The 24,242-nt window shown below is 51.5% G+C and carries 18 protein-coding genes; 5 read left to right on the top strand and 13 right to left on the bottom strand.

Annotated elements, in window-relative coordinates:
- Positions 1–257 precede the first annotated feature (257 nt).
- From ABEW73_RS33600 to ABEW73_RS33610, 3 genes are all read right to left on the bottom strand, one after another.
- Positions 258–1,136: a M15 family metallopeptidase gene (locus tag ABEW73_RS33600; protein WP_430172988.1), complete on the bottom strand. Its 879-nt coding sequence runs from the start codon at positions 1,134–1,136 to the stop codon at positions 258–260.
- Positions 1,137–1,324: 188 nt separating this feature from the next.
- Complete coding sequence (locus ABEW73_RS33605) at positions 1,325–2,113, bottom strand: hypothetical protein (protein ID WP_430172986.1); 789 nt, start codon at positions 2,111–2,113, stop codon at positions 1,325–1,327.
- 18 nt (positions 2,114–2,131) lie between these two features.
- Positions 2,132–5,233, bottom strand: coding sequence for a DEAD/DEAH box helicase (locus ABEW73_RS33610; RefSeq protein WP_430172985.1), 3,102 nt, complete (start codon positions 5,231–5,233; stop codon positions 2,132–2,134).
- 313 nt (positions 5,234–5,546) lie between these two features.
- Here ABEW73_RS33610 and ABEW73_RS33615 point away from each other — a divergent pair, with 313 nt between their 5' ends.
- The gene (locus tag ABEW73_RS33615) at positions 5,547–5,759 is read left to right on the top strand and encodes a PLDc N-terminal domain-containing protein (RefSeq protein WP_213647909.1); all 213 of its coding nucleotides are present in this window, start codon (positions 5,547–5,549) and stop codon (positions 5,757–5,759) included.
- A gap of 252 nt (positions 5,760–6,011) precedes the next feature.
- On the opposite strand, the gene ABEW73_RS33620 is transcribed toward ABEW73_RS33615, so the two are convergent.
- The 3 genes from ABEW73_RS33620 to ABEW73_RS33630 form a co-directional block, all read right to left on the bottom strand.
- On the bottom strand, positions 6,012–7,301 hold the full coding sequence (locus tag ABEW73_RS33620) for an ABC transporter substrate-binding protein (RefSeq protein WP_430172983.1): 1,290 nt from the start codon (positions 7,299–7,301) through the stop codon (positions 6,012–6,014).
- Between the two features lie 141 nt (positions 7,302–7,442).
- Positions 7,443–8,279 (bottom strand): carbohydrate ABC transporter permease, encoded by an 837-nt coding sequence (locus ABEW73_RS33625; RefSeq protein ID WP_215163268.1) that lies wholly within the window; start codon positions 8,277–8,279, stop codon positions 7,443–7,445.
- Positions 8,279–9,160, bottom strand: a complete 882-nt coding sequence (locus ABEW73_RS33630) for a carbohydrate ABC transporter permease (RefSeq protein WP_071222084.1) — start codon at positions 9,158–9,160, stop codon at positions 8,279–8,281. The genes ABEW73_RS33625 and ABEW73_RS33630 overlap by 1 nt, the downstream gene beginning before the upstream one ends.
- A 154-nt stretch (positions 9,161–9,314) precedes the next feature.
- Between ABEW73_RS33630 and ABEW73_RS33635 the strand changes: the two genes are divergently transcribed.
- The 3 genes from ABEW73_RS33635 (at position 9,315) to ABEW73_RS33645 (ending at position 13,579) form a co-directional block, all read left to right on the top strand.
- Positions 9,315–11,099: a cache domain-containing sensor histidine kinase gene (locus ABEW73_RS33635; RefSeq protein WP_430172980.1), complete on the top strand. Its 1,785-nt coding sequence runs from the start codon at positions 9,315–9,317 to the stop codon at positions 11,097–11,099.
- Between the two features lies 1 nt (position 11,100).
- Positions 11,101–12,717 (top strand): response regulator transcription factor, encoded by a 1,617-nt coding sequence (locus ABEW73_RS33640; RefSeq protein WP_430172978.1) that lies wholly within the window; start codon positions 11,101–11,103, stop codon positions 12,715–12,717.
- Between the two features lie 97 nt (positions 12,718–12,814).
- Positions 12,815–13,579, top strand: a complete 765-nt coding sequence (locus ABEW73_RS33645; protein ID WP_430172975.1) for a tryptophan-rich sensory protein — start codon at positions 12,815–12,817, stop codon at positions 13,577–13,579.
- A gap of 108 nt (positions 13,580–13,687) precedes the next feature.
- Here ABEW73_RS33645 and ABEW73_RS33650 read toward each other — a convergent pair whose 3' ends face one another.
- From ABEW73_RS33650 to ABEW73_RS33680, 7 genes are all read right to left on the bottom strand, one after another.
- A complete protein-coding gene (locus ABEW73_RS33650) occupies positions 13,688–14,713 on the bottom strand; it encodes a serine hydrolase domain-containing protein (RefSeq protein ID WP_430172973.1) in 1,026 nt (341 codons plus the stop codon).
- Positions 14,714–14,980: 267 nt separating this feature from the next.
- A complete protein-coding gene (locus ABEW73_RS33655) occupies positions 14,981–15,361 on the bottom strand; it encodes a RidA family protein (RefSeq protein ID WP_430172971.1) in 381 nt (126 codons plus the stop codon).
- Positions 15,362–15,429: 68 nt separating this feature from the next.
- The gene (locus tag ABEW73_RS33660; protein ID WP_430172970.1) at positions 15,430–16,098 is read right to left on the bottom strand and encodes an NAD(P)H-binding protein; all 669 of its coding nucleotides are present in this window, start codon (positions 16,096–16,098) and stop codon (positions 15,430–15,432) included.
- Between the two features lie 108 nt (positions 16,099–16,206).
- Positions 16,207–16,464 carry a hypothetical protein gene (locus ABEW73_RS33665; RefSeq protein ID WP_430172968.1) on the bottom strand — a complete coding sequence of 86 codons (258 nt, stop codon included), beginning with the start codon at positions 16,462–16,464 and terminating at the stop codon, positions 16,207–16,209.
- Between the two features lie 146 nt (positions 16,465–16,610).
- Entirely contained in the window at positions 16,611–16,886 is a 276-nt protein-coding gene (locus tag ABEW73_RS33670; protein WP_430172965.1) for a hypothetical protein, read from the bottom strand.
- A gap of 32 nt (positions 16,887–16,918) precedes the next feature.
- A complete protein-coding gene (locus ABEW73_RS33675) occupies positions 16,919–17,122 on the bottom strand; it encodes a CsbD family protein (protein WP_076326026.1) in 204 nt (67 codons plus the stop codon).
- A gap of 328 nt (positions 17,123–17,450) precedes the next feature.
- Entirely contained in the window at positions 17,451–18,956 is a 1,506-nt protein-coding gene (locus ABEW73_RS33680) for an HD-GYP domain-containing protein (protein ID WP_430172963.1), read from the bottom strand.
- A 651-nt stretch (positions 18,957–19,607) separates the two neighbouring features.
- Between ABEW73_RS33680 and ABEW73_RS33685 the strand changes: the two genes are divergently transcribed.
- Positions 19,608–24,242: hypothetical protein (locus ABEW73_RS33685; RefSeq protein WP_430206429.1), on the top strand; the 4,635-nt coding region annotated here is incomplete at its 3' end.

Raw genomic sequence — 24,242 nt, forward strand, 5'->3', positions numbered from 1 at the left:
GTATATCGACGTACCTTCTCAGAAGACAGACCGCATTTAGCGGAAGTTTTTCTTGCGAGATCAGGATGGTAAGACTCTGAAGTTGATGCTTTCTTATCTCTTAAAATACGAATGAATCCCGGAGCCAAGCCGCCCCGGGATTCATTCGTATAACAAGAACATCGCCGGCCTTGCGCAGGTCCTGTTCTACTTTATAGATTCGCAAGCTGGTGTACAAGGATAAAAAGTCCCGTTTATCCTACGAATATAAGCACAGCTTACAGTTTAATGTTCGCCTCATCGAGGTATTCTTCCAGCGTCAAGCCGTTGTCGGCAATATCCGGCGCCAGATCCTTGCCTACATAACGGATATGCCACGGCTCGTATACATAACCGGTAATATCCTCGGCCCCTTCCGGATATCGAATGATGAAGCCGAATTCCGACGCGTGTTGCGCCAGCCACTGCCCTTCAGCCGTATGACCGAACGTTTCCTCCAATGCATTACCTGCGCTTGGGCTGGACACGTCAATCGTAAGGCCTGTCTGATGCTCACTCGTACCCGGCACCGCGCTTACACGATTAGCCTCGGCTTCCCCTTTGGTACGAACATTATTCTCATATATACTTTTCTGACGGGCATAAGAACGATATCCCGATACGGCGCGAAGCTCGATGCCATCCGCTTTGGCCGCATCGAACAATTCCTCGAGCGCGTCCGCCGCTTCTTTTCTCAGATGCCGTTTTTCATGCGGCTCATCAAAAGAAAATGGGACATTCGGCTCCACGAGATCACTTGGTTCATAACCATCAGGCAAGCTGCGCTGCTTATTTACAACCACCGTCATAGCCTCCGCGTTGGTTACGACCTGCTTGCCGCCGCTTTCCTGGATCGTGGCTTGAAGCGCATTCTCGCTGCGCTTCGCCATAACCGGATCCGCCGGCTGATTCTCAGCCCCTGCCTCTCCATTGTCCGCACCGCCCTCAGGAAGCGTGTTTCCTTCCTGACCCTCGGCCGGCGACTGCAATTCCTGACCCTGTTCCTTACCGGAACCGGCATCATCCGATTGACAGCCTGCCAGAATGGCCCCTGCTAACAGCAAGGATGACAGCATTACGCTTGTAAATCGTGTTCGTTTTCCCGAAAATGCATTCATCTATCGCTTCTTCCTTTCCCACGGTTTGTCCTGCACCCATTGTACCTTATTCAGAATAAGCAGGACAAATGAGCGGCTGTCGAATCCTGCCGGATAATCTCCGTTTACGTCAAATATCCGGCCGTTTCCCTCGATTTATGACGCCGCTTCTATCAAATTCATTACAATTCTGTGATGGATTTCCAATCTCACGGCGACTTCAAACTGCGGCGCTTCTGCTCGGCTTGTTTGGCCGCTCCGCGGGCAATCACGCTGAGCGCTTTGGAAGCGCCGCGAACACCAGGCAGTAAGCTTGTCCAGTCGCCGACTGGGCCTAGCTGATCTGCCGGAGGCGGCGGTGACAGCTCCACCGCCAGCTCGCTAAGCTGCGGGCCGGGCCGGTGCAATCGGCCCTCGGCCGCCGCTTCGGCCACCCATTCGCCCGGAGAAGGACCGGACGGTCCCTTCTCCTTCACGCGGGTGGCCTGCTCTGCGGCAGAGCCGCCTGCTGCCGGCGGGGCTGCTTTGGCCCAGGCGTCGAAGACGCCGGCCAGCAGCACTTCCCGCGGCAGCCCCAGCAGCATCAGCTGCTGGAGCGGCTCAGCCGCAAGCCGCAGGGCTGCGGCAGCCAGTAAGGCTGCGGCATGCCCGCAGGCCCTTTGGCCGCAGGTGCAGCGGGCATCGACGGCCGGCTTTTCGCCCTGCAGGGGCGATGGCGCCAGCTCGGCCAGCCAAGGGGCGTCCTGCCCTGCAAGCAGGCGGTACAGCGCCTGCGGGTCTTCCTCCAGATAAGCCAGCACCGCCTCACGGGCAGCAGGGTTCAACGTCTTCACCTGAACGCTGACCTCATACGTCTCCGATGATTCATCGGCTCCATCCACTTTCCCCTTTAACCATCCGGGTTCGATCTCCAGCCTAATTCGTTCGGCCGATTCCGCAGATTCCATAGCCCACACCTCCTTGGCGTCCATTTTTGTATGTCTTTTCGGCTGCTCCATGCGCCGTACGCAATCCGATTACATCCAATCTTGCTCCTGCAGCTCAATCAGCTGGCGGAGCTCACCGTCTGACATTTCCGTCAGCCATGTTTCGCCTGATCCAACAACCTGCTCGGATAACGCCTTCTTCTGTTCGATTAGCTCGTCAATCCGCTCCTCCAGGGTTCCCTGAGAAATCAGCTTGTGCACCTGAACGTTACGATGCTGCCCGATCCGGAATACACGGTCCGTCGCCTGATTTTCAACCGCCGGGTTCCACCACCGGTCATAGTGAAGCACATGGTTCGCGCGGGTCAAATTCAGGCCTACGCCCCCGGCTTTTAACGAGAGAACAAAGAACTCGGGCCCCTCGCCTGCCTGGAATGCCCGTACCATCTCATCCCGTTCCCGTTTAGGCACCCCTCCGTGAAGAAAATACGGCTCCTTCCCGTATTTACGTCCAAGCATGCTTACCAGCAGTTCTCCCATGCCCACATACTGGGTAAAGATCAGCGCCGATTCTCCGACATCTGCGATGCTGTCGAGAATTTCAAGCATGCGCTCCATTTTGCCCGAGGACTCCGCCCGTACCGCGCGTCCTTCGTCACGTCGAAGCAGCTGCGGATGATCGCATATTTGCTTCAGCTTGGTGAGGGACGAAAGCACGAGTCCCTTGCGGGCCATGCCCGACCGGCTCTCGATCTGTCCCATCATCTCATCGACAACCGCTTGGTACATCGCACCTTGAATTTCGGTCAGCGGGCAATATGATTTCAATTCCAGCTTCTCCGGCAGATCCTTGCGGATATCCGGGTCGCTCTTGAGCCTGCGCAGCATGAATGGAGATACCAGCTTATGAAGCTCACGGAATCTCTCCTGCTGCCCCTCTCCCGGCGCATAACGCTGGCGGAAGGTATTAAAGGAGCCGAGGTATCCCGGATTGAGAAAATGAAAGATCGACCACAGCTCCGCCAAACGGTTCTCCACCGGTGTTCCGGTCATGGCAATACGGTGAGGCGCGGATAATTTCATGACGCTCTGAGCCTGCTTCGTACGGTAATTCTTAATATATTGTGCTTCGTCGAGCACCACACTCGACCACTGGATAGCGGATAAATCACCGCCGTCTCTTCCCGCCAAGTGATAGGTGGTCAGCACGATATCATGATTGGCCGCTTCCTGCAGGAAGTCTTCTCCACGCAGGCGTCGAACGCCATGGTGCACATGCAAGGTCAGATCCGGTGCAAATCGCTGAATTTCCCGCTGCCAGTTACCCAGAAGCGAGGTCGGGCAAATAATCAACACCGGACCGCCAGCGGATGCCGTATTGAGACGCTCCAGCAGACAGGTGATAACCTGTACCGTTTTTCCAAGTCCCATATCGTCGGCAAGGCAAACACCAAATCCCAAATCGCGCATCACGCTAAGCCACTGATATCCCCGTTCCTGATACGGTCTCAGTTCGCCGTGAAGCGAGGAAGGAATCGGGCGGGACGGCAGCTTGCGGGACGTCTCTCCATCCAGTAAAGAAGATAGCAAACCCGTTGTTTCCACTTCTTCGATAAAAAGACCCTTCCACAGGCGTTCTCCATCCATATCAGCGCTAAGGTGCATCCATTCGGCAAGCTCCATCTCGCCCTGCTCATGGCGCTTCATGAACCGCAGCACTTGGTTGATCTCCTTCAGATCCACCTCAACCCATTCCCCGCGGAACTGGACATAGGGCAGGTTCTGTTCGGCCAGAAACTTTAACTCTTCGCGCGTCAGGGATTGGCCTCCCATCGCTGCGGAGATCTGAAAGCTGACCAGATGCTCCATGCCTAACACCGGCAGCGGATGCGCTTCACCGGATGGTCTTGCATCCGGCATCATTTTGAGAGATAAGCCAACGCGGCGGCGCCCTGCCCTGCTCCATCGTGAAGGCATTTGAACCGTGACTCCGCTCGCCGTTAATTTTGGAACCGAGTCCTTCATAAACGTGGACAAGCGGTCAAGCGATAGCGACACGCTCTCGGGAGCACGCCCGTACAAGCCTGCGGCCAGCTCCGGTGCCAGTTCTACCGCTTCGCCCAGCTTCATTAACAACTGCAGCTGAACCCTAGAGTACATCCGTCCGCGGATCAGCTGATCGGGCTCCGGATTTCCCCAAATGCTGCGGACTGGCATCGATAAGCCTTCATCCTCCTGGCTTCGTAACCAGAAGGACACCTTCCAGTCCTTCTGGTTCTCGTCCAGAGGCGGCTCAAGCCGCAGCCCAAGTCCAACAGTTCCATTCTCGGGAGGCTGATCCTCCCCGCTGGCATATGGAAACGTCGTCCCTCCAACACGTTCAACAGCTTCTTCCAGCTCACTGACTTCCTCAGCCGTTCCTTGAATGGGAATATCCCGACTGACGGTCAACAAGCTGTTCCACCACAGCTCGGCCAGTGGAGAATGTCCCCGCCGGTAATTCGCCAGATAGATCCGAAGCTTATCCTCCGATTCACGGACAGCTGCCCTGGCTTGGCTGTCGATCACGCCGCATAGAAAAGAATACAGCACAATAGCCCCTGCTTCCTCTCGGGTAGAAGGATCGAATCCGGCAAGAGCTGCAGGCGTCCCAATCGCAATGGGCGGGATATTCGCTGCCAGCTGCAGAAAGCGTGCTGTATCCTCGGCAGACAGCTGCGGCTTCCATACCGCTTTTATATTTTGCATCGTTGTCCGGCGCCTGCCCACGGAAGGCACCTCGGCTGTCCCCGGTGCAAACTTCCCTTGCAGGAGCAGCTCCAATGCAAATCTGCTCGCTTGCACCCAATATTCCATTTCTTCACCGACGTTTAGACCCTGAGTCTGATAATACTCAGGATCCAGCGAGATCAGCAATTGAAATGCGTCTCCCGGTGTCAGCGCAAGCCCTTCCATCGTCCGTCCGCCAAGTGTCTTCCGTTCCGGACGCCGTGTGCTTTTCGATCCGAGGACTTTGGCCGGATATCTGAGCTCGGCAAGCCGGAGGGAAGCGTTAGCGAAGGGACGGGTTCCATCCGGTCTGCGAAAGGTACGGACCACGCGGCTCCAAGCGTCCACTCTCGGTTCCGAAACCTCACCGGAAAAACAAAAGAATACGTCACCTAGCCATACGCCATAGAGCGGTTGATTCATCGTTGTCTCCCGTCTTTTCCTGCTTTATAGATATTATTACTATCTTATACGATAGCTTCAACATTTCAAAACGATACGAAATCGTTCCCATTGCCAAAATAACGTCAATCTTTATCATACCATGTATTTACTATTTCGTTGTGATCTATGTATTGCAGAATTCTCCTATATAGGTTAATAAAATATCCGTATTCTTATGCAACCTCCGGTTACCCCCAGCAAGAAAACTCCAAATCTTTTTGTTTTTTTGCGACCCTTCTGCTGATCGACCGTATGTAAATCATACATTTAGAGTTCGGGAGGGTATTTTATTATGAGTTTTGTTGGCTTTGGTATTTTGGGAATTGTGACGTTATTACTGGGATTCTTCTTCTTCTTTCTTCACATTGCCGTCTGCGTATGGGGTTATAATGACGCCCGGCGAAAAGGCCGCAGCCCCGAATTTGCGATCCTGGTTGTGCTGGGCTTGTTGTTCTTCCCTGTTGTGGGTCTCATTATTTATTTACTGATCCGAAATAATTATTAGTAATAACCATGCTCCGCTTCTTCTTCCCCTTGGCACGGGGCATACTTATCAACTGTAAAGACGACAAAGCTAGGGTATGTGACAAACAAAAAGGTCGAAGACCAGCGCTCTAAATGAGCCTGTCTTCGACCTTTTATGATGCATGAATGACATCGGCACTGTTTTCAAAAAGACGATATATCTTTTGGACAGCCCCTATTCACGTCAATGGGTCATTTCGATGATATGGCATGGTAGACGTCACTTTCCTGATTACTTCGCCTTCAAGCTTTCCCATGATTTCTGAATGCCTTCGAACAATTGGTTCTTGTCCACATTGCCAGCCACATAACCTTGCATCTGGCTGCCGAATTCATTCATACCGCCGTCAGGGAATTTATTGAACTCCCAGCTGAGCGCTTTGTTCTCTTTACTGTATTTCATGACATCGTTACCCAGGTCGCCAAGCGTCTCGCTATTCGCTTCGATGCTGGTCAGTGCCGGGATGAACTTGAACTCTTCTGTAATATAACGTTTACCGGTCTCCGAAGTAACGAGCCAGTTCAAGAATTCCTTGGCTTCATCCTTCACCTTGGATTTGTTGTTCACGACCCAGTTGTTCGGCACACCGATCGGAAGCTTGTCATTCTCTTCGGCATTGTCATTGATCGGCATTGGCAGAAGGCCAATGTTCAGATCCGGATTGATGCCGTCGATTTGCACTTGCGTCCAGTTCCCGTTTTGGGTCATGGCTGCTTCACCGCTAGCAAAGGTCGTGATTTCCGTATTGTAATCTGTCGTCAGCGGGTTCTTCTGACCGTACTGAACAGTAAGGTCGAACAGTCTCATCCATTCGTCGAATTTCGCGTTGCCTACTAGTTTCTCCGTACCTTCATTCATTCCTTTGACGAATGCACCCGGATCTTCCTGATGGGCGAATGGGATGTTCAGCAAGTGGTTGGCCAAAATCCAGGTTTCTTGGTATCCGTTAACGAATGGCGTAATGCCGGCCGCTTGCAGTTTTTTTGCCGCATCCTCAAGCTCCGTAAGTGTCTTAGGAAGCTCGGTGATACCCGCTTTCTCAAACAAGTCTTTATTATAAATGAATCCATAACCCTCAATAGTCATCGGTTGTCCGTACAGTTTACCGTCTTTGGTCATAGGCTCTTTGGCAACGTCAACCACGTCCTTCACCCATGGCTGGTCCGAGAGATCCTCGACATTCTCGAACCACGTTTCGAGATCGCGATATCCGCCAACGTTGAAAATGTCCGGCTCATCGCCGGAAGCGAACTTCGCTTTCAGCGCCGCGCCATAGTCGGAGCCGCCGCCAACGGTTTGAATGTCCAGCTTAATGCCGGGATGTTCTTTTTCGTATTCAGCTTTCAGTTTATTCAGAGCCTCGGCAATTTCGACTTTAAATTGGAAAATCTTAATCGTTTTCGTTCCGCCTTCGGCACCCCCTTCAGCGCCTTGATTGTCCTCATTCTTGCCGCCGCAGGCTGCAAGCAGCGTGGAGAAAGCCAGAACCATGACCAGGAGCAGCTTACCGTATTTCTTCATTGTGAATCCTCCCTTTTTTCTTCTTTACATTGTGTGCAGCATTATTTGATAGCGTTTTCTTTTTCAGTATAATCAACCTTTTTTCGTTAAATCAGGTATTATATTGATCTTTGAGGGGGAAGGAATTGACCGATTGACGGGCTATCCCTTCACCGCTCCTTGCGTGATGCCCTCAATGATGTATTTCTGCATGGCCAGGAAGAAAATAATGACCGGCATGATCCCCAACACCAGCGCTGGAAGAGCCAAATCCCACTGCTTCGTATACTGCCCAAAAAAGGCAAAAGTAGCAATTGGAATGGTCCGAAGCTCTGCGGACTGCAGGATCAAGGATGGAAGCAGATAGTCATTCCAGATCCACAAGGTGTTCAGGATGATGACGGTAACGAACATCGGCTTCATCAGCGGGAATACCACCCGGAAGAAGACGCCGTATCCACTGGATCCATCTACAGTTGCGGCTTCTTCGATCTCCATCGGGATCGATTTCACGAACCCATGGAACAGGAATACGCTCAGCGGAACTCCGAAGCCCAGGTAGCAAATAATAAGTCCATACAAGCTGTTGTTAATCCCAAGCGTTGCCGTCACTTTCACGAGTGGAATCATGATCGATTGGAACGGAATGACCATCGCCGCCACAAACAGTGCAAACATGATCTGGTTAAAACGCGTGTTCCGGCGAACCATCTGGTAAGCGGTCATGGCACTTAACAGTGCCAGCAGCAGATTGCTTGCCACCGTAACGACCAGCGAATTCCAGAACGCCTGTGGAAAGTTGGTAATGTCCCAAGCCCGGGAGTAGTTACTCCATTCAAAGGCGGTCGGAAGCCCGGCCGAATCCGTCAACAGCTCGCCGAAGGTTTTGACGGAGTTCACGAACAGGAAGTAAAACGGGACCAGGAAGAGCAAGGCTACGATGATCATGATGATCTCCGTGGCCATGGTGTTTAGCCGGTATTTTCTCGTGGTCTCCATTACGCCTCAACCTCCTTGCTCTTCGTGAATCGAACCTGCAGACTTGTTATGATGGCAACCACGATGAAGAAGATGACTGCCTTCGCTGTTCCGAGTCCGAGACGGTTATTCGTATAGGCCTCGTTGTAGATATTCATGGCCACTGACTCCGTTGAGCCGAACGGTCCGCCTTTAGTTAAGGACAGGTTCAAGTCGAACATTTTGAATGACCAGGAAATCGCCAGGAACAAACATACCGTAACCGCCGGCATGACAAGCGGTATAATAATGGACCGCAGTACCTGCCCTCTGCTCGCGCCGTCAATTTCGGCAGCCTCCAGAATATCCTTCGGCACGTTGTTGAGCGAGGAGATGTAGATAACCATCAAGTAACCGGCCGTCTGCCAGACGAAAACGATTACAATTGCCCAGAAGGCAGTCCCCTTGGTGCCGAGCCATGGCAGATTAAAGAATCCCAGGTTCGTGGCATTGCCGATCGCTGCAAACCCTTTGACAAAGATAAACTGCCAGATGAAACCGAGCAGCAAGCCGCCGATCACGTTTGGCATGAAGAAGATCGTCCGCAGCACGTTTCGCGTCTTAAGCGGCTTGGTCAGGAAGTATGCCAGTAAAAATCCGAGCAGATTCGTCAGGATGACGCCAAGCACCGTAAACCGGGTGGTGAACCAGAAGGCATCACGGAATTTATCATCATTGGTAAAGATGGTAACAAAATTATCAAAGCCGACAAAGTCGATTTTGCTTGACACTCCATTCCAGTTCGTGAAGGAATAATAAAGACCCAGAAGGAACGGAATGATCATAATCAGGATGAAAAAAATAGTGGAAGGTCCCACGAAAAGAAACTGCTGCAGCAGCGCCGAAGATTTTTTTCGATTCATCCCTTGATCTCCCCTTTTCGTTAAGTTGTTGTATGATGTACAGCCATTATGCGGTAACCTGTAAACAATAAACACGGAGAATCATGAACCATTAGGTGTAAAATATTGACCATACGCGCTTATGCCCATTCGATAATCCAGGGGGTGATCCTTCATGAAATACCGCAGCATCCAGACCCGGCTGATCACGTTCATGCTCGCTGTCACAACCATTCCGCTCCTGCTCTCGCTATTCATTACGTTTACGCATACCCGCGAGTCCGTGAAGGAGCAGACGGTGAATGAAAATATTCGGTTGATTTATCAAGGAGCGACCAATCTGATGAACTATTTGCACGGCATCGACCGCGCCTCCCTATCCGTATATTCCGATCCCCATTTTCTGCGCAATCTTGCCCTGGATCCCGATAATCACCGGGTTGTAGCCGAGCTGTATACGACCTTGCAGGCCATTCAAACGGGCACGCAGGACGTGCATCAAATTTATTTGCACAATAATTTGACAGGACAGTCCACCCAAGTATCAAGCAATCTGCCTCGCAGGGAATTCCGGCAGGCGCCTTATCGCAAAATAGAAGAGTTCGGCCCGGGCAATACGGCCATCGAGCCCGTCCATCAGGTGCACAGTTACGGGTTCCCTCCGCGGCCTGCGGACATTCTGAATTTTGAAGTTTTCACCTTCTATCGATCCATCACCAACGTACCGTCACCCGACCAATATGCCCTTATGGCCATCGATGTGAAACTTGACAGTATTTTGGCTATTTGCGATCAACTATATGCTAAGGGGGAAGAACAGCTATACTTGATTGATGACAAGGGGAGCATCATCTACGGTCCGGATTCGCAGCAGAGAGGACAAATTCTGGACGACCCTGTGCTAATGGGCGAAATCGCTCAATCGGATAATGGTTATTACGATGGCAAAGACGCGATGATCGTCTACGAGAAGCTTGATTTGCCTTACGCTCCCTGGACGCTTGTCAAACAAATCCCACATCAAACGCTGTACAAACATTCGACAGAACTAACGAGCATTAACGCGATTATTGCGATATTAGCGCTGTTCATTGTCATATTCGGCACGCTATGGATATCCATTCGGATTACAAAACCCATTAAACAACTCACAAGCTATATGAATCAGGTGAAAACCGGGCGGCTTGACGTGGATATTGAGGTTACAAGCCCGGATGAGATTGGGATTCTCTCCCGCCGCTTCCGAACCATGATGGACACCATCAACAACCTGATCCTGCGTGAGTACCGGCTGGAAATCGCCAATAAGACCAATCAGCTGAAGGCGCTCCAGGCTCAGATCGATCCGCATTTCCTATACAATTCGCTCCAGTCGATCGGTACCTTGGCCCTGCAGCACAATGTGCCGCGAATCTATTCCCTGCTCTCTTCGCTGGCGAATATGATGCGCTACAATATGCGAAACAGTGAGGGCAAAGTAACGCTGCAGGATGAGATCAACCATGTGCGGCTGTACCTTGAGCTGCAGAAGCAGCGATTCCGGGACAAGCTTGACATCACATGGGATTTGGATCCAGAGAGCCTTACGGCACCGGTTCCGAAGATGATCCTGCAGCCGATTGTTGAGAATTATTTCAAGCATGGCATGAATACACACGCCGGCGTCGGACATATATCCATTTCTTCCCGCATCTCGGAAGATCGACGCTTGATCGTCGTCGTTGAAAATAACGGGTCATCCATCGAAGAGGCCGAGCTCGCTTTGATTCGCAGCAAGCTTGCGACTGCTTACGGTCACCCTGACCGAAACGATGCCGGCAATGATTCGATCGGGCTCTTAAACGTATTGATGCGTTTGAACTTATACTCCGACAACAAGGCCGGATTAACGATAGAGAATGTAGTGCCACACGGCGTCAAGGTCACGCTCGATATCAACATATGGGAGAGTGAACAGTAGAATGAGAGTATTGATCGTAGATGACGAACAGCATGTGCGGGAGGCTATAGGGCTTCTGGCAGACTGGGAGCGGCATGGCATCACGGAAATCGATCAGGCCGCTGACGGTGAGGAGGCCGTGCGCTTAATTGAGGAGAACAAACCGCAAATTGTCATGACCGATATGCGAATGCCCCGCAAAAACGGACTGGAGCTGCTCACCTGGCTGCATACCACGAAACCGGATATTAAAGTGCTCGTCATTAGCGGATACGATGATTTTGAATATGTACGTCATACGATCCGTTCGGGAGGCATTGACTATATTCTCAAGCCCGTTGAACCGGACAGCTTGAACGAGGCGCTGACCAAAGCGGTTCAAACGTGGCAGCACGAGGAAGAGAAACGGCAGCAGATTACCAATCAGAACATCGAAATGAATCAGATGACCCCTTTCTATATGGACCGCCTGCTGTCGGATCTAGTTAACGGCTACGGCAACAGGGACAGCGTAGTTTCTCAATTGCGGAACCGGATGACGCTGCCAGTAACCGGCATGGTCTATAACGTTGCGGTGCTACGCGATGATCAATTTGACGAAGCTTTGCTGTCCAAATTCCGCAACAGGCGCCATCTGCTGTCCTTCACGCTCATTAATATTTGCAATGAGCTGTTGATGGATCAGGGGGTTGCCTTTCGACATATCGACAAACCCGGGGAAATCATAATTCTCTGTTGGAATCCGCGGCTTCCCTTTAACGACGTACTGGGTCGAATGAATGACGGGTTCTTCTCCACCCTTCGCAGGCGAAGCCATTTTGGTGCCGCCAAAGCAGGCGCCTTTCCCGACGATCTGCCAAAGGCTTATTTAAATGCCGTCCAAGCCTTGTGCAGCCGCAATTTATTAACCGGCAAATGCCGCATCCATCGCGAACGTGCCGTTGAAAGCGAAGGCTCGCGCACCCTGCGGCTCTCCTCCTACGAGGAGAAATTCAAGCTGGCTGCACTCAGCGGGAGCAAGGAACGCATCGAGACAGCCACGGAAGAGTGGCTGCAGGATGTTCGCGAGAGGGATCTCGTATCGCCGGAGCATCTGGCGAGGTGGAATTCGGAGTGGGACTGGATTCAGTATCACTGGACGGAAAATGAGGTAAGAAGCACGCAGGAACCCGTCGAAGACGCTGAAATCTCGCAGGACCTTCCCTCCCCGCTTCCTTACAGCGAGGAGGGAATGATCTGCTGGGATCGCTGGCGCGAACAGATCAGCGGAAGGCTTTATGCGGCATCCCGTGTTCTTACTCAGATTCATTCCAAGGACAATCATATCATTCATGACATTGCTCACTATTTGGAGCAGCACTCTCATGAGGAGATTTCCCTTCAGCAAATTGCGGGGAAGTTCTTTCTTAGCAGGGAGTACATTTCGCGCAAATTCAAGCAGGAATTCGGTGTGACGCTATCGGATTTTCTTGGACGGATACGAATCGACAAAGCCAAAACGCTGCTGCTCAATCCCCAGATCCGGATCGCCCAAATCGCGGAGATGGTCGGTTACCAGGATGAGAAGTATTTCAGCAAAGTGTTCAAGAAGATGGAGGGGTTCACCCCGAACGAATACCGCAAGAAACATATGAGTTAAATGAAGGGCTAGTGCCCTTTTCTTTTAGCTGCTGGCTCGATATTCATTCTTTTGGGTATATTCTATATATTCCAGACTGATATCAGGAGGAGATTGTATGTACCGCAACAACCCGTACCGCTGGTGGAATCTGCTGTTATTCGCCGGGGTAATCGCCGTGAATGTGTTATCAGGCATGCTGCCGCTTGGCGGCAGAACTACCGGGGAGATATCGGATATGTATTATACAACGATCACTCCCGCAGGGTATGCCTTTTCCATATGGTCCGTCATCTATGTGCTGCTGTTCTTTTTTGTCATCTACCAGCTGCGTCGTAACACCGGAAACCGCGATTCCGTACGATCCATCGGACCATGGTTTATACTCAGCTGCGTATTCAATATGGCGTGGATTATATTATGGCACTATCTTTATATTGAATGGTCTGTCGTGGTGATGTTCTTACTGCTGTTAACCCTGTGGGTTCTATATGACCGCACGCATACGATCGACTATCCGACGTCAGGCGAGAAGTTCTGTCTGAAATTGCCGTTCAGCTTATATCTCGGCTGGGTGTGCCCTGCCTTTATCGTCAATGTCGCGATCGTGTTTCAGAAGAATGACTGGAGCCTCTTCGGCCTGCGCGAAACCACTTTGGGGATTGTGCTGCTCTGTTTCGGTGCTTTGCTCGCCATACTGATCGGCCAGCGTTACCGGGACAGCATCGTGCCGCTGGTCTTCACCTGGGCTTACATCGCCATCGCGGCCGAGCATCGGGAGACCGACAGCATCTTAATGACCGCCTTTGTGCTCTCTATCGTCCTGCTTGTATATGCCATATGGCTCTTCTTTACGCGCAATCGGAGAAGATCCCGGTATTAAGCCGAGTCCGGATCTTCCGCAAAGAGAAGTTTCTTGCTTTCGATTCGCTTCCTGCTCGATCTAAACGTAAAGGCTGTTGTTGATCTAATCCAGGGGGTTGAGAGGGTTCTATTCGATTGATCTCAGAACATCTCCTATAATCCCCTTGGATTGATGAACGCCCAGATCTGTATTTGTCATGATTATGATCCCCTTTCCTGAATACGGCCGCAAGGTCATCATGCATTGAAATCCTACACCCCATCCGAGTGATGTGACCTCAACCTCTTGATCGGACTCACCCAAAAAAACACCCAGCCCGGTCCATTCTTTCCTGCATTGAGGAGTAATCCATTCCTTCGCTCTGTCCTCGGATAACCCTATTCTGCTTCTGCCATTTAAAGAATCCATGAATTCGATCGCCAAGATGGCTAAATCGGATGGTGTGGCCCATAGACCGGATGCTGCCGCGTAGGGGTACATCGGATATTTGCCCTCAACTAATTCCCCGTTCTTGTTATGGCCACATGATAACTGTCCGCTTATGGATTGGGAAATGGTCGGATTCAGTATACTGTCCTTCATATTTAACGGTTCAAATACCTGCTCCTTCATCAGCACCTGAAATGACTTACCAGACACGTCTTCGATCAGCAGTTGAATGATGCAAAAACCGGCATCCGAGTATGCAAATTCACTCCCGGGCTCATATGTGACACGAATCGCTTCATTGCAATATGGCGTTCTTCCCTTCAACAGCTCTTCCATAGAGGGGAAACCATGTGCGGGGTCCCATTCGCCAAAGCTGCCTTCAGGATCGATGATTCCCGACTGATGGCACAATAATGTCCGAAGGGTCACTTTGCTATGCCGGGTGAATTCGTTCTCTGGAACTTTCCATGTGGTAAGTTTAACATTAACATCTTCATCCAAATCCAGCAGCCCTTGACCAACCAGCTTCATAACGAGCATCGAGGTAACGAATTTACTGATCGAACAAGCATTAAATATTGAATGTCCAGTTACCATGTTGCCGGTTCCAGCTTCCAAAGTGCCGTAGCCTTCTGCCACCCGAATATGACCTTCAGCAATCCGTGCCAGGCTTAAACCGGATACCCGATACTGCTCCATCCATTCTCGAATATTAGGCTCCATCCCCAAGGTATCCCCCTATTATTAGTTTGACCTATATACTTGCTTTTCAGTGTATTATAGAACGTAAGTTCGCATTATTCAATGTGCACGATCTCCATTAAACATAAAAAAAACGTCTATCGACGTACTTTCTCAGAAGACAGACCGCATGTAGCGGAAGTTTTTCTTGCGAGATAAAGATGCTGAGCCTCGGATGTTTATACTTTCTTATCTCTTAAAAAAGGAACTTTGCCTGCATTGGCAAAGCTCCCTATGTGATAATATCGATTATTGCTTAACGGCGATGACCTCAATCTCAACCAGTCCGTCCTTCGGCAATCGAGCAACCTCAACGGCGCTGCGGGCAGGGTATGGCTCGGAGAAGAAGCTGCCGTACACTTCGTTCACCACCGCGAAATCGTTCATATCCTTCAAGAATACGGTGGTTTTCACCACGTGGTCGAGGCTTGTCCCGGCTGCTTCAAGGATCGCCTTTACGTTGCTGAGCGACAGCTTCGCTTGCTCCTGAACCCCTTCACCGAATTCCCCTGTTTCCGGATTCAATCCCAGTTGGCCTGAAGTATATACAAATCCGTTGATTTCTACAGCTTGGCTGTATGGTCCGATAGCTCCCGGGGCTTTGTTGGTCGATATGATATGTTTACTCATGTTTTTTCACCCTTTCTATGTATTCCTATCTGTGTACATTGTAATCTGCCACAGGTACTCTGGCAAATTTAATCGGCAGCCTCGCCGAGAACATGGATGACTTCATTGGTATACACATGGTGGCCTTTCATATCCGTTAATCCGATATTCACCATCGACCTGGCTACTTTCCGCGCTGGTATAGCCCGGTATGGGGCTAGCTTCGGACCTTTGAATGCAAAGTCGAGGGAAGTCATGAGAACCGATGCCACCCGCTCTCCAAACCTCCCCTCGGGCCGCTCCCCCAGCAATAATGACGGTCTGAACAGATGCAGCCCCCAAAAACCAATCTTGGCCAGCTTCTCTTCAACCTCTCCCTTGGTCCGAAGATAGAAATTACGCGCCTGCGGATTGGCCCCTGCGGAGCTGACCGCCATAAATTGTCTTACCTCGTGCCGCTTAGCCAACTCCGCAGTCTTGATAACATAATCCACATCCACTTTACGAAACTGCTGCTGGGAACCGGCCCTTTTGATCGTTGTTCCCAGGCAGCAGTACACGCTATGGACGCCGGAAAAAGCTTCGCTGTATCGCTCCAGCTGATCCCATTCCACCAGGATGGGCAACAGCTTGGGATGCGCAACATCAGGAAATCTTCGTACCAGCACGCGGACCTCCTTAACCTCTTCACGGCCCAGCAGTTCTTCGGTTACCATACGACCCACAAGCCCTGTGGCCCCGACTACGAGTGCAACCATTCCACCTCACACCTCCCTCCATTCATGATATGCCCGTGGCCCCCCACAAAATGCGGTGCATAAAGGTGAAGATAATCATCGCCTTCTTGCGGTATTGCAGGCGCTGGATCAGGTACGAACCAGAATCTGAAGCACGTTGAACAGCGTAGTGACGGCCAGAACAAACCCAACCTCACTGGATTCCGCACCTAAGTACAATAAGTACCCTGTCAAGAAGAGACCGCCCAATAGCGTCTGCAAAATGACGGCCGGCACCCCGTCCCTTGTAGCCGTCATCAAATGTTTGCGCTGGTGCGAAACCTGTTTGCGCGGCTTGTGAATAGCCTGGACAGCCTTGATGGTGATACACTCCTTCGATGACTTCAAATGGGCTGATCATACTTCCTTTTGACATCATTCTACACCGCATCGGACCCAAGTCAATATGACTTTTTAAATATAAAACTCACATGAATTTCTCATGGCGCATGACCTGGACATCCAAGCATAAAAAGACATAAAAAGAGCGCAAATCAAGCTCGATTTGCGCTCTTTCTCCAAGCGGTTATGAAACTGGTCAGCGGTTTCCACTCCCTGCGGAGCCAGCCGGAGGATTCGGCAGCTTCCTTCGCCATAAGCCCCGAGGTGGACACTGACGCCTGCTGACTGTCTGTGACAGGAAGAACTTCCTCATTCATCATCTCATAGTATCCCAAATGATAGGTGCTGACCATGTCTCCGTGTAAGGTAAACACCTTGCCGTCACGAATATCGATCACCTTGCCGGTCACAACCCGGGATTCCAACATGATTCGTTCTGCCTCCCTTATCGTCCTCAAGACTAGTCGCGGTATCTTGAACTCCAATCCGTATATTCACGCTCCGCCGCATCCTTCGTATGCCCGTAGCGTTCTTGCAGCTTGCCAACCAATTTATCTTTCTCGCCATCGATCACATCAAGATCGTCATCCGTCAATTTGCCCCATTGCTTCTTCGCTTCACCTTTCATCTGTTTCCATTTCCCTTTAAATACGTTGCTATCCATAAATATCAGCTCCTCTTAGAGTAATGAATGATGAAATGTAGAATTGCCTGTACTTGTGTATACCCCTTAGAAGTTTCTTTGAATCCTGGCAAACGATGTCATCACGATGAGACGGTATGCGACTCACCAGATGATATGATATCCATATTTCATTCATCTCTAGCCAACTGGCAGAAGCAGCATGGAAATCGCAGCTCTTGTCTGCCGCCCTGGGGTCCAGTGATATGTTAACGACAGTCACAAAAAAGAGGCCGTTTACCTGCACAGGTACGGTCTCCTTCTTAATTCCTATTCCACAGAACCAGCTGCGATTCCCTGCTTGTGACCTCTAGCGGATCGTAATGACCTTCTTCTCCGCTTTCATATATTTAACGAACATGCCCGCATAATCGGGATCCCACTGGGTTCCCCTGCCGGCCTCCAATATGTTTAAGGCATCAACGGATTTCATGCCGCTGCGGTAGGGCCGGTCCGACGTCATGGCATCATAGGCATCGGCCACAGCAATAATCCGGCCAAACAGAGGGATTTCCTCCCCCTTCAACCCATCAGGATATCCGCCCCCGTCATAACGCTCATGATGGGATCGCACTCCCTCCAGATAAGGCGCCATGGCATCGGCAGGCTCGATCTGCAGCAAAATGTTCTCTCCTTGAGCCGGGTGGGCCTTTACCTGATCGAACTCCTCTGCCGTTAGCTTTCCTTCCTTCAGCAAAATGTTGTCCCGTACCCCAATTTTGCCGATATCATGCAGCAATGCCGTCTTATGCAAAAGATCAACCTGCACTTCGCTGAGTCCCGCCAGCTGGCCGATTAACACCGAGTATTCCGCCACCCGAAGCGAATGTCCTGCCGTATAAGGATCTCTGGCATCCAGCGCCGCTGCCAGGGCAGCAAAGTAACTGTCCAGCAGCTTGCGGTTCCGTTCCTCCCGCACCTGCAGACCGCGAACCATCATATTGAACCCCGCGATCAAATTGGAAAATTCATCGGAATAGAGATTGGAGGTCTGGATCAGACGTCCTTCCTTAATCTCATTCATCGCCCGGTACAGCTGCCGGATCGGCCGCTGTAAATCCTGGGTCAAGAGCCAAGCGCCGATATAAGCAAAACCGACACCCAGCAGCAGTATAAATCCCGCCCAACCCCAGTACTGCTGAGCTACAATCTGACTGAGCCCCTCCAGACGGATCTGCACCGCCAGACTGAACAGAAACAGCGGAAAGGTGCCGATCAGCATCGTGCTCAGCAGAAACTTCGTCCGAATCGCCATGAATACGTGGCCCTCAAGGGAAAAATCCACGCCATAACGCGACAAGGCCTGCCGCCGGATCTCCTTGATCAGCGGACGGATAGCCGCGATCGTCAGGAAGAATTCGATCATGGCATGACAGCTGGCTAGCAGGACCGCTCCAAGGCAAGCCAGCCATATATAGAACGGCGGAAAATTCAGTTTTCCCTGCTCCATCATCCAAACCGTAAGCAGAATGGCCGGAAGCGACAAACCGAGCAGATGAGGTCCGAATATGCGGTATACCACCACACGCGGCATGCGGTGTATACTCAAGTATGCTTTTTCCAACGTTTCCAAATCTGCATGGCCTTCATCAAACCCCGCGTGAATCGGTCGTAAATACCGAAGAAAGACGGTCAGCTCCGACGCAATCATCACCATGAACGAAATGGTCAATATGACCATAAGACGCGCGCCTTCCTCAAAAGGAATTTCCAGAGTTGTTACCAATAATACGCCACCCACAACAAGCACAGCTGCAATGGACCCGATCATATAGTTCCGGATTAGCTGTTTAAGAAAAGACTTATACAGTTGCATGGAACGCCTACTTTCATTAACAGATGATACACATCGGCAGGGCATATGAGATCCGAACGTATTCGACATGATGTCACAATTTTAAGAGTTCAGTAGCAGAATTTGCAAGAAAAAACTGTTAATATGAATATCGTTGGATTTCAGGAAAAAATCAAGCGTTTTTGCATGACATTCTAATATTCATTTGAATATCGTTGCTTATTACGAGTACTTGTGCTATAATAAGTAATTGTTACATGAAGTTTAACCCCGTTAGTTCCTCGAAACATGGTTATTTACATCTCTGTTGAAGTGCAAATTCCTATTTTATGACCCTAAGAGTAAGAGTTTTATGGAACGGTTTTCTGATTCACACTGGAGCGGTCATCGGAGCCGCAAGGACGAAAGAGAGGCAGGGCTTTTGTCGTTTTAGAAGCAAAGATTCTTGAGAATACTTCAAATACGGAACCGACTGTACAGCCGTTATTGGCCGTCAGGGGTTAAATTTTATATGTGCTTTTTAGCGCTCAATCAAGGACTCGGCCTTTGGCCGGGTCCTTTTCCATGTTACGCTTCCCTTTCATGTGTCGAATCCCAAAAGACCAGTGACAGCCGCCTAAACGGCTGCATATGATACCGGAGACGATGAGTATTCGGAAGGAGCGTGTTGTTTTGAAGAAAAAGAAGAAAAGCCCATCATCTTCCTCTTCCCAGCCTTACAGGGTAGATCCCGCTACGAAGGAATTCGATCTGCTTGAGCGAAATAAAGGACGCAGCTACAAAAAAGATAAAGATGCCCACATCCTTTCAGCAGCAACCATTATGGATCTGGATGAGGATCTTATCGGCCTCATGGAATTAAGACAAGAAGAAAACAAAGAAAACACCCCACTATCGATATCTGACGAAGATGCTATCATACCTACAGAAGATGCTATCATACCTACAGAAGATGCTGTAGCCGCTGAACCCCCGACCATGCCTAACGATCCCCCACCCCTTCCAGAGATGGAGAACGAGTATATGCAGTTGATTTCGGAAAAGGAAATGCCTGAAATTAAGGGCGCATTCATATATACAGAGGACATAGGGGAATATGCGGTAACCGAAAGCCGGATCGCTTCGAGAGCGGTCACAGCATCCAAGCTGTCACGTGGTGCCGTCGGACCTGAAGCTATACAGGATTACAGCATCACAAGTCTGCACCTTGCCGACGAATCCGTAACTTCCGGAAAAATCGCACCATTATCGGTCACAGGAGAACATTTGATGGATGGCATCTTATCTACGCGCAAGTTTCGGGACGGTTCCGTAAATGCCAGCAAGATCAAGGATGGTAGTGTAACCTCACAGAAACTGGCTGACCGCGCCGTGGTCAGCGAAAAAATCGCAGATGGGGCTATTACTGCACGTCATCTTCAACAGCTCCTCGTGACAAGCGACATGCTCGAAGACCAAGCGGTTCAAGGGGACAAAATCGCATCCAGCGCCGTAGAAACCCGACATCTCGCTAATGAGAGCGTCCATAGTTCCAAGCTTGCGGAGGATGCAGTCACTTCGACCAAAATTCGTGAAGGTGCCGTAACAGGAAAAAAAATCGCCGATGATACTATCTTAGGCTCTCACATAAAACCGCAAAGCATCGAAAGCAAACATTTGGCCAATAAGGCCGTAACTGCGGAGCATATTGCTGCCGGCAGCATCGGGTCAGGCCTAATTGCTGACGGTGCCATCAACGCCGGGCATATTAAGGAAGGCTCGCTCAGCGCCCGCCATTTAGCGGACGGAGCCGTAGGATCAGGACAAATCCAGTTCGGCTCCATCGGTTCCGATCAGATCGGCATCAACGCTGTTGCCCCCCGCCATCTGGCTGATTCCAGTGTCACAAGCTCCAAGCTTGCCGATCAATCCGTCCATACGGTGAAGCTGGTTGAACAGGCGGTTACGGCTTCGAAAATCGCGGACCAGAGCATACTCCCTACCAAAATTGCCAATGAAGCCGTTCAAACACGCCATCTGGCAAAGGGTTCGGTCGAATCGGACCAGATTGCATCGGATGCCATTCATACCCGGCATCTAGCTACGGATGCAGTAAATGCTGAGCATATTGCCGAGGGCAGCATCTTACCTCAGCATTTCGCACCTCAGAGCGTCATAGGGCGTGCCATTCAGCCCAAAACGATAGCAGAACAGCATCTGGCTGACGGAGCGATCGGGAAACAGCATCTTCAGCCCGCATCCGTCGGCGAAGAAACGCTGGCACCCGAGAGCGTAACCAGCCAAAAGCTTGCGATTGGATCGGTTGGCGGAGCCATTATTGCTAAACATGGCGTAACCTCCGGCAATATTGCCAGCGAAGCCATTCAGCAGCAGCACTTGTCAGCAGGCAGTGTAGGCGCCGAAGCTCTGCAAAACGGGGCGGTTCGCGAGCCTCATCTGACCGATGGTTCTATTGCCAGTCGCCATCTGCAGAAGGGAAGCGTACGGACACAAACGCTCGCCCAGGGTGCGGTAACGACAGATAAAATTGCTGCAGGCAGCATCGTGGAGTCCTCGATCGGCGATGGGGTTATTGCGCCTCGACATTTGGGGGACCATGCGGTAACTTCGCCGAAGCTGTCTCCGGAAAGCGTGTCCACCGATAAACTGACAGACCTTGCCGTAACTTCAAATAAACTGGCTGAGAGCAGTGTCTCTGCTGGGAAAATAGCACCAAAGGCTGTTCAATCCACTCATCTCTCGCCAAATTCGGTGACTTCAGAAGCGATTCAGAATAAGGCCGTTACTTCCGAGAAAATTGCTCCGCAAGCTGTAGAGGGCGCACATCTGGGACTGGAATCCATCCTGGGCAAACATATCGTGCAGGAAGCCATACATGGCTATCACTTGAAGAAAAAATCCATCACGTTGAACCATTTGGCCGACGAAAGCCGCTCAGCGGAAGCGTTGTTTGCGGACGGCAGCATCCCGGGCGTAAAAATCGGATCACAATCCATTGCGGAAGCCCATCTCTCGCCTTCGTCAGTCTCGGGAGCCGCGCTGCAAGCGAACGCCGTGAGCGGTGATAAGATCAAGCCTCTCTCCATCTCAGCGGTGCACCTGCAAGAAGCGAGCGTCCAGTCTGACCACCTGGGCGTGGATATTGTCAAATCACAGCATATGGATGAAGGATCGGTTACCGGCCGCCATCTGGCATCCAGCTCCGTCAATGCCCGGCACATTCAGGCAGAGAGCATAGAATCCGCACATATCACGAACGGCGCCGTCCTTTCTGAGCATGTCGCCGGAGAATCGATCCAGAGCGGACATCTCGCCGAAGGCGCGGTGAGCTCCAAGCATATTGAATTATTCTCGATTCAGAGCCATCACCTGGCGCCGTACTCCATCAACGCAGCACATCTCGGAAATCAGTCTGTCGGTCATGTCCACCTGCAGCCGGACAGCGTTGGCGTCGATCAATTGCAGCCGGGGGCCGTAAAATCGAGGCAGCTGGCGGAGGGTGCCGTTCTTCCCCATCACCTGCAAATTTCCAGTATCGGTTCGCAGCATATCGAAGCGGGCGCAATCACATCGGAACTTGTGAAGGACGGTGGAATTACAGGCAGCAAAATTGCTGAGGCTTCTGTCACCGGCGCTCACGTTGCTGACGGCTCACTCACAGGTGCGCAGATTGCCGACGGAGCCATCGGCAGCAAGCATCTTGGACCGGATGCCTTCAAGAACTTCTCGTTAGCCGACGGATCAGTTACAGGCAGCAAGATTGCTGAGGCATCTATCACCGGCGCTCACGTTGCGGATGGTTCGCTCACAGGCACGCAGATTGCTGATGGCGCCATCGGCAGCAAGCATCTCGGGCCGGATGCATTCAACAACTTCGCGTTAGACGACCGATCAGTTACAGGCAGCAAGATTGCTGAGGCTTGCATCACCGGCGCACACGTTGCGGATGGTTCGCTTACTGGCGCGCAGATTGCCGATGGCGCCATCGGCAGCAAGCATCTCGGACCGGATGCCTTCGATAACTTCACCCTTGACGAGGGATCTGTGACCGGAAGCAAGATTGCTGAGGCCACCATCACTGGATCGCACATTGCTGACGGCTCACTCACGAGTGCTCAGATTGCCGACGGCGCGATTGGCAGCCGGCATCTCGGGCCGGATGCCTTCGATAACTTCACCCTTGACGAGGAATCTGTGACCGGAAGCAAGATTGCTGAGGCCACCATTACAGGATCGCACGTTGCCGACGGCTCACTCACGGGTGTGCAGATTGCCGACGGCGCGATCGGCAGCCGGCATCTTGGACCGGATGCCTTCGATAACTTCACCCTTGACGAGGGATCTGTGACCGGAAGCAAGATTGCTAAGGCCACCATTACAGGATCGCACGTTGCCGACGGCTCACTCACGGGTGTGCAGATTGCCGACGGCGCGATCGGCAGCAAGCATCTTGGACCGGATGCCTTCGATAACTTCACCCTTGACGAGGGATCTGTGACCGGAAGCAAGATTGCTGGAGCTTCCATCACGGGCGAACACGTTGCGGATGGTTCGCTCACAGGCGCGCAGATTGCCGATGGGGCAATTGGCAGCAAGCATCTCGGGCCAGATGCCTTCAACAACTTCGCGTTAGACGACCGATCAGTTACAGGCAGCAAGATTGCTGAGGCTTGCATCACCGGCGCACACGTTGCGGATGGTTCGCTTACTGGCGCACAGATTGCAGATGGCGCAATTGGCAGCAAGCATCTCGGGCCAGATGCCTTCAACAACTTCGCGTTAGACGACCGATCAGTTACAGGCAGCAAGATTGCTGAGGCTTCTATCACGGGCGAACACGTTGCGGATGGTTCGCTCACAGGCGCGCAGATTGCCGATGGGGCAATTGGCAGCAAGCATCTCGGGCCAGATGCCTTCAACAACTTCGCGTTAGACGACCGATCAGTTACAGGCAGCAAGATTGCTGAGGCTTGCATCACCGGCGCACACGTTGCGGATGGTTCGCTTACTGGCGCACAGATTGCAGATGGCGCTATCGGCAGCCGGCATCTCGGACCGGATGCCTTCGATAACTTCACCCTTGACGAGGGATCTGTGACCGGAAGCAAGATTGCCAACACCACCATCACTGGATCGCACATTGCTGACGGCTCACTCACGAGTGCTCAGATTGCCGACGAGGCAATTGGCAGCCGGCATCTCGGACCGGATGCCTTCGATAACTTCACCCTTGACGAGGGATCTGTTACCGGAAGCAAGATTGCTGAGGCCACCATTACAGGATCGCACGTTGCCGACGGCTCACTC

This window comes from Paenibacillus lautus, assembly GCF_050482385.1.
Classification (GTDB): Bacteria; Bacillota; Bacilli; order Paenibacillales; family Paenibacillaceae; genus Paenibacillus_AQ; species Paenibacillus_AQ lautus_B.

Coding starts and splice junctions, on each gene's coding strand:
- ABEW73_RS33620 (WP_430172983.1), bottom strand. CDS start 7,301: ATGAAGAAATACGGTAAGCTGCTCCTGGTCATGGTTCTGGCTTTCTCC.
- ABEW73_RS33650 (WP_430172973.1), bottom strand. CDS start 14,713: ATGGAGCCTAATATTCGAGAATGGATGGAGCAGTATCGGGTATCCGGT.
- ABEW73_RS33625 (WP_215163268.1), bottom strand. CDS start 8,279: ATGGAGACCACGAGAAAATACCGGCTAAACACCATGGCCACGGAGATC.
- ABEW73_RS33670 (WP_430172965.1), bottom strand. CDS start 16,886: ATGTTGGAATCCCGGGTTGTGACCGGCAAGGTGATCGATATTCGTGAC.
- ABEW73_RS33600 (WP_430172988.1), bottom strand. CDS start 1,136: ATGAATGCATTTTCGGGAAAACGAACACGATTTACAAGCGTAATGCTG.
- ABEW73_RS33630 (WP_071222084.1), bottom strand. CDS start 9,160: ATGAATCGAAAAAAATCTTCGGCGCTGCTGCAGCAGTTTCTTTTCGTG.
- ABEW73_RS33640 (WP_430172978.1), top strand. CDS start 11,101: ATGAGAGTATTGATCGTAGATGACGAACAGCATGTGCGGGAGGCTATA.
- ABEW73_RS33655 (WP_430172971.1), bottom strand. CDS start 15,361: ATGAGTAAACATATCATATCGACCAACAAAGCCCCGGGAGCTATCGGA.
- ABEW73_RS33645 (WP_430172975.1), top strand. CDS start 12,815: ATGTACCGCAACAACCCGTACCGCTGGTGGAATCTGCTGTTATTCGCC.
- ABEW73_RS33675 (WP_076326026.1), bottom strand. CDS start 17,122: ATGGATAGCAACGTATTTAAAGGGAAATGGAAACAGATGAAAGGTGAA.
- ABEW73_RS33660 (WP_430172970.1), bottom strand. CDS start 16,098: ATGGTTGCACTCGTAGTCGGGGCCACAGGGCTTGTGGGTCGTATGGTA.
- ABEW73_RS33610 (WP_430172985.1), bottom strand. CDS start 5,233: ATGAATCAACCGCTCTATGGCGTATGGCTAGGTGACGTATTCTTTTGT.
- ABEW73_RS33605 (WP_430172986.1), bottom strand. CDS start 2,113: ATGGAGCAGCCGAAAAGACATACAAAAATGGACGCCAAGGAGGTGTGG.
- ABEW73_RS33635 (WP_430172980.1), top strand. CDS start 9,315: ATGAAATACCGCAGCATCCAGACCCGGCTGATCACGTTCATGCTCGCT.
- ABEW73_RS33680 (WP_430172963.1), bottom strand. CDS start 18,956: ATGCAACTGTATAAGTCTTTTCTTAAACAGCTAATCCGGAACTATATG.
- ABEW73_RS33615 (WP_213647909.1), top strand. CDS start 5,547: ATGAGTTTTGTTGGCTTTGGTATTTTGGGAATTGTGACGTTATTACTG.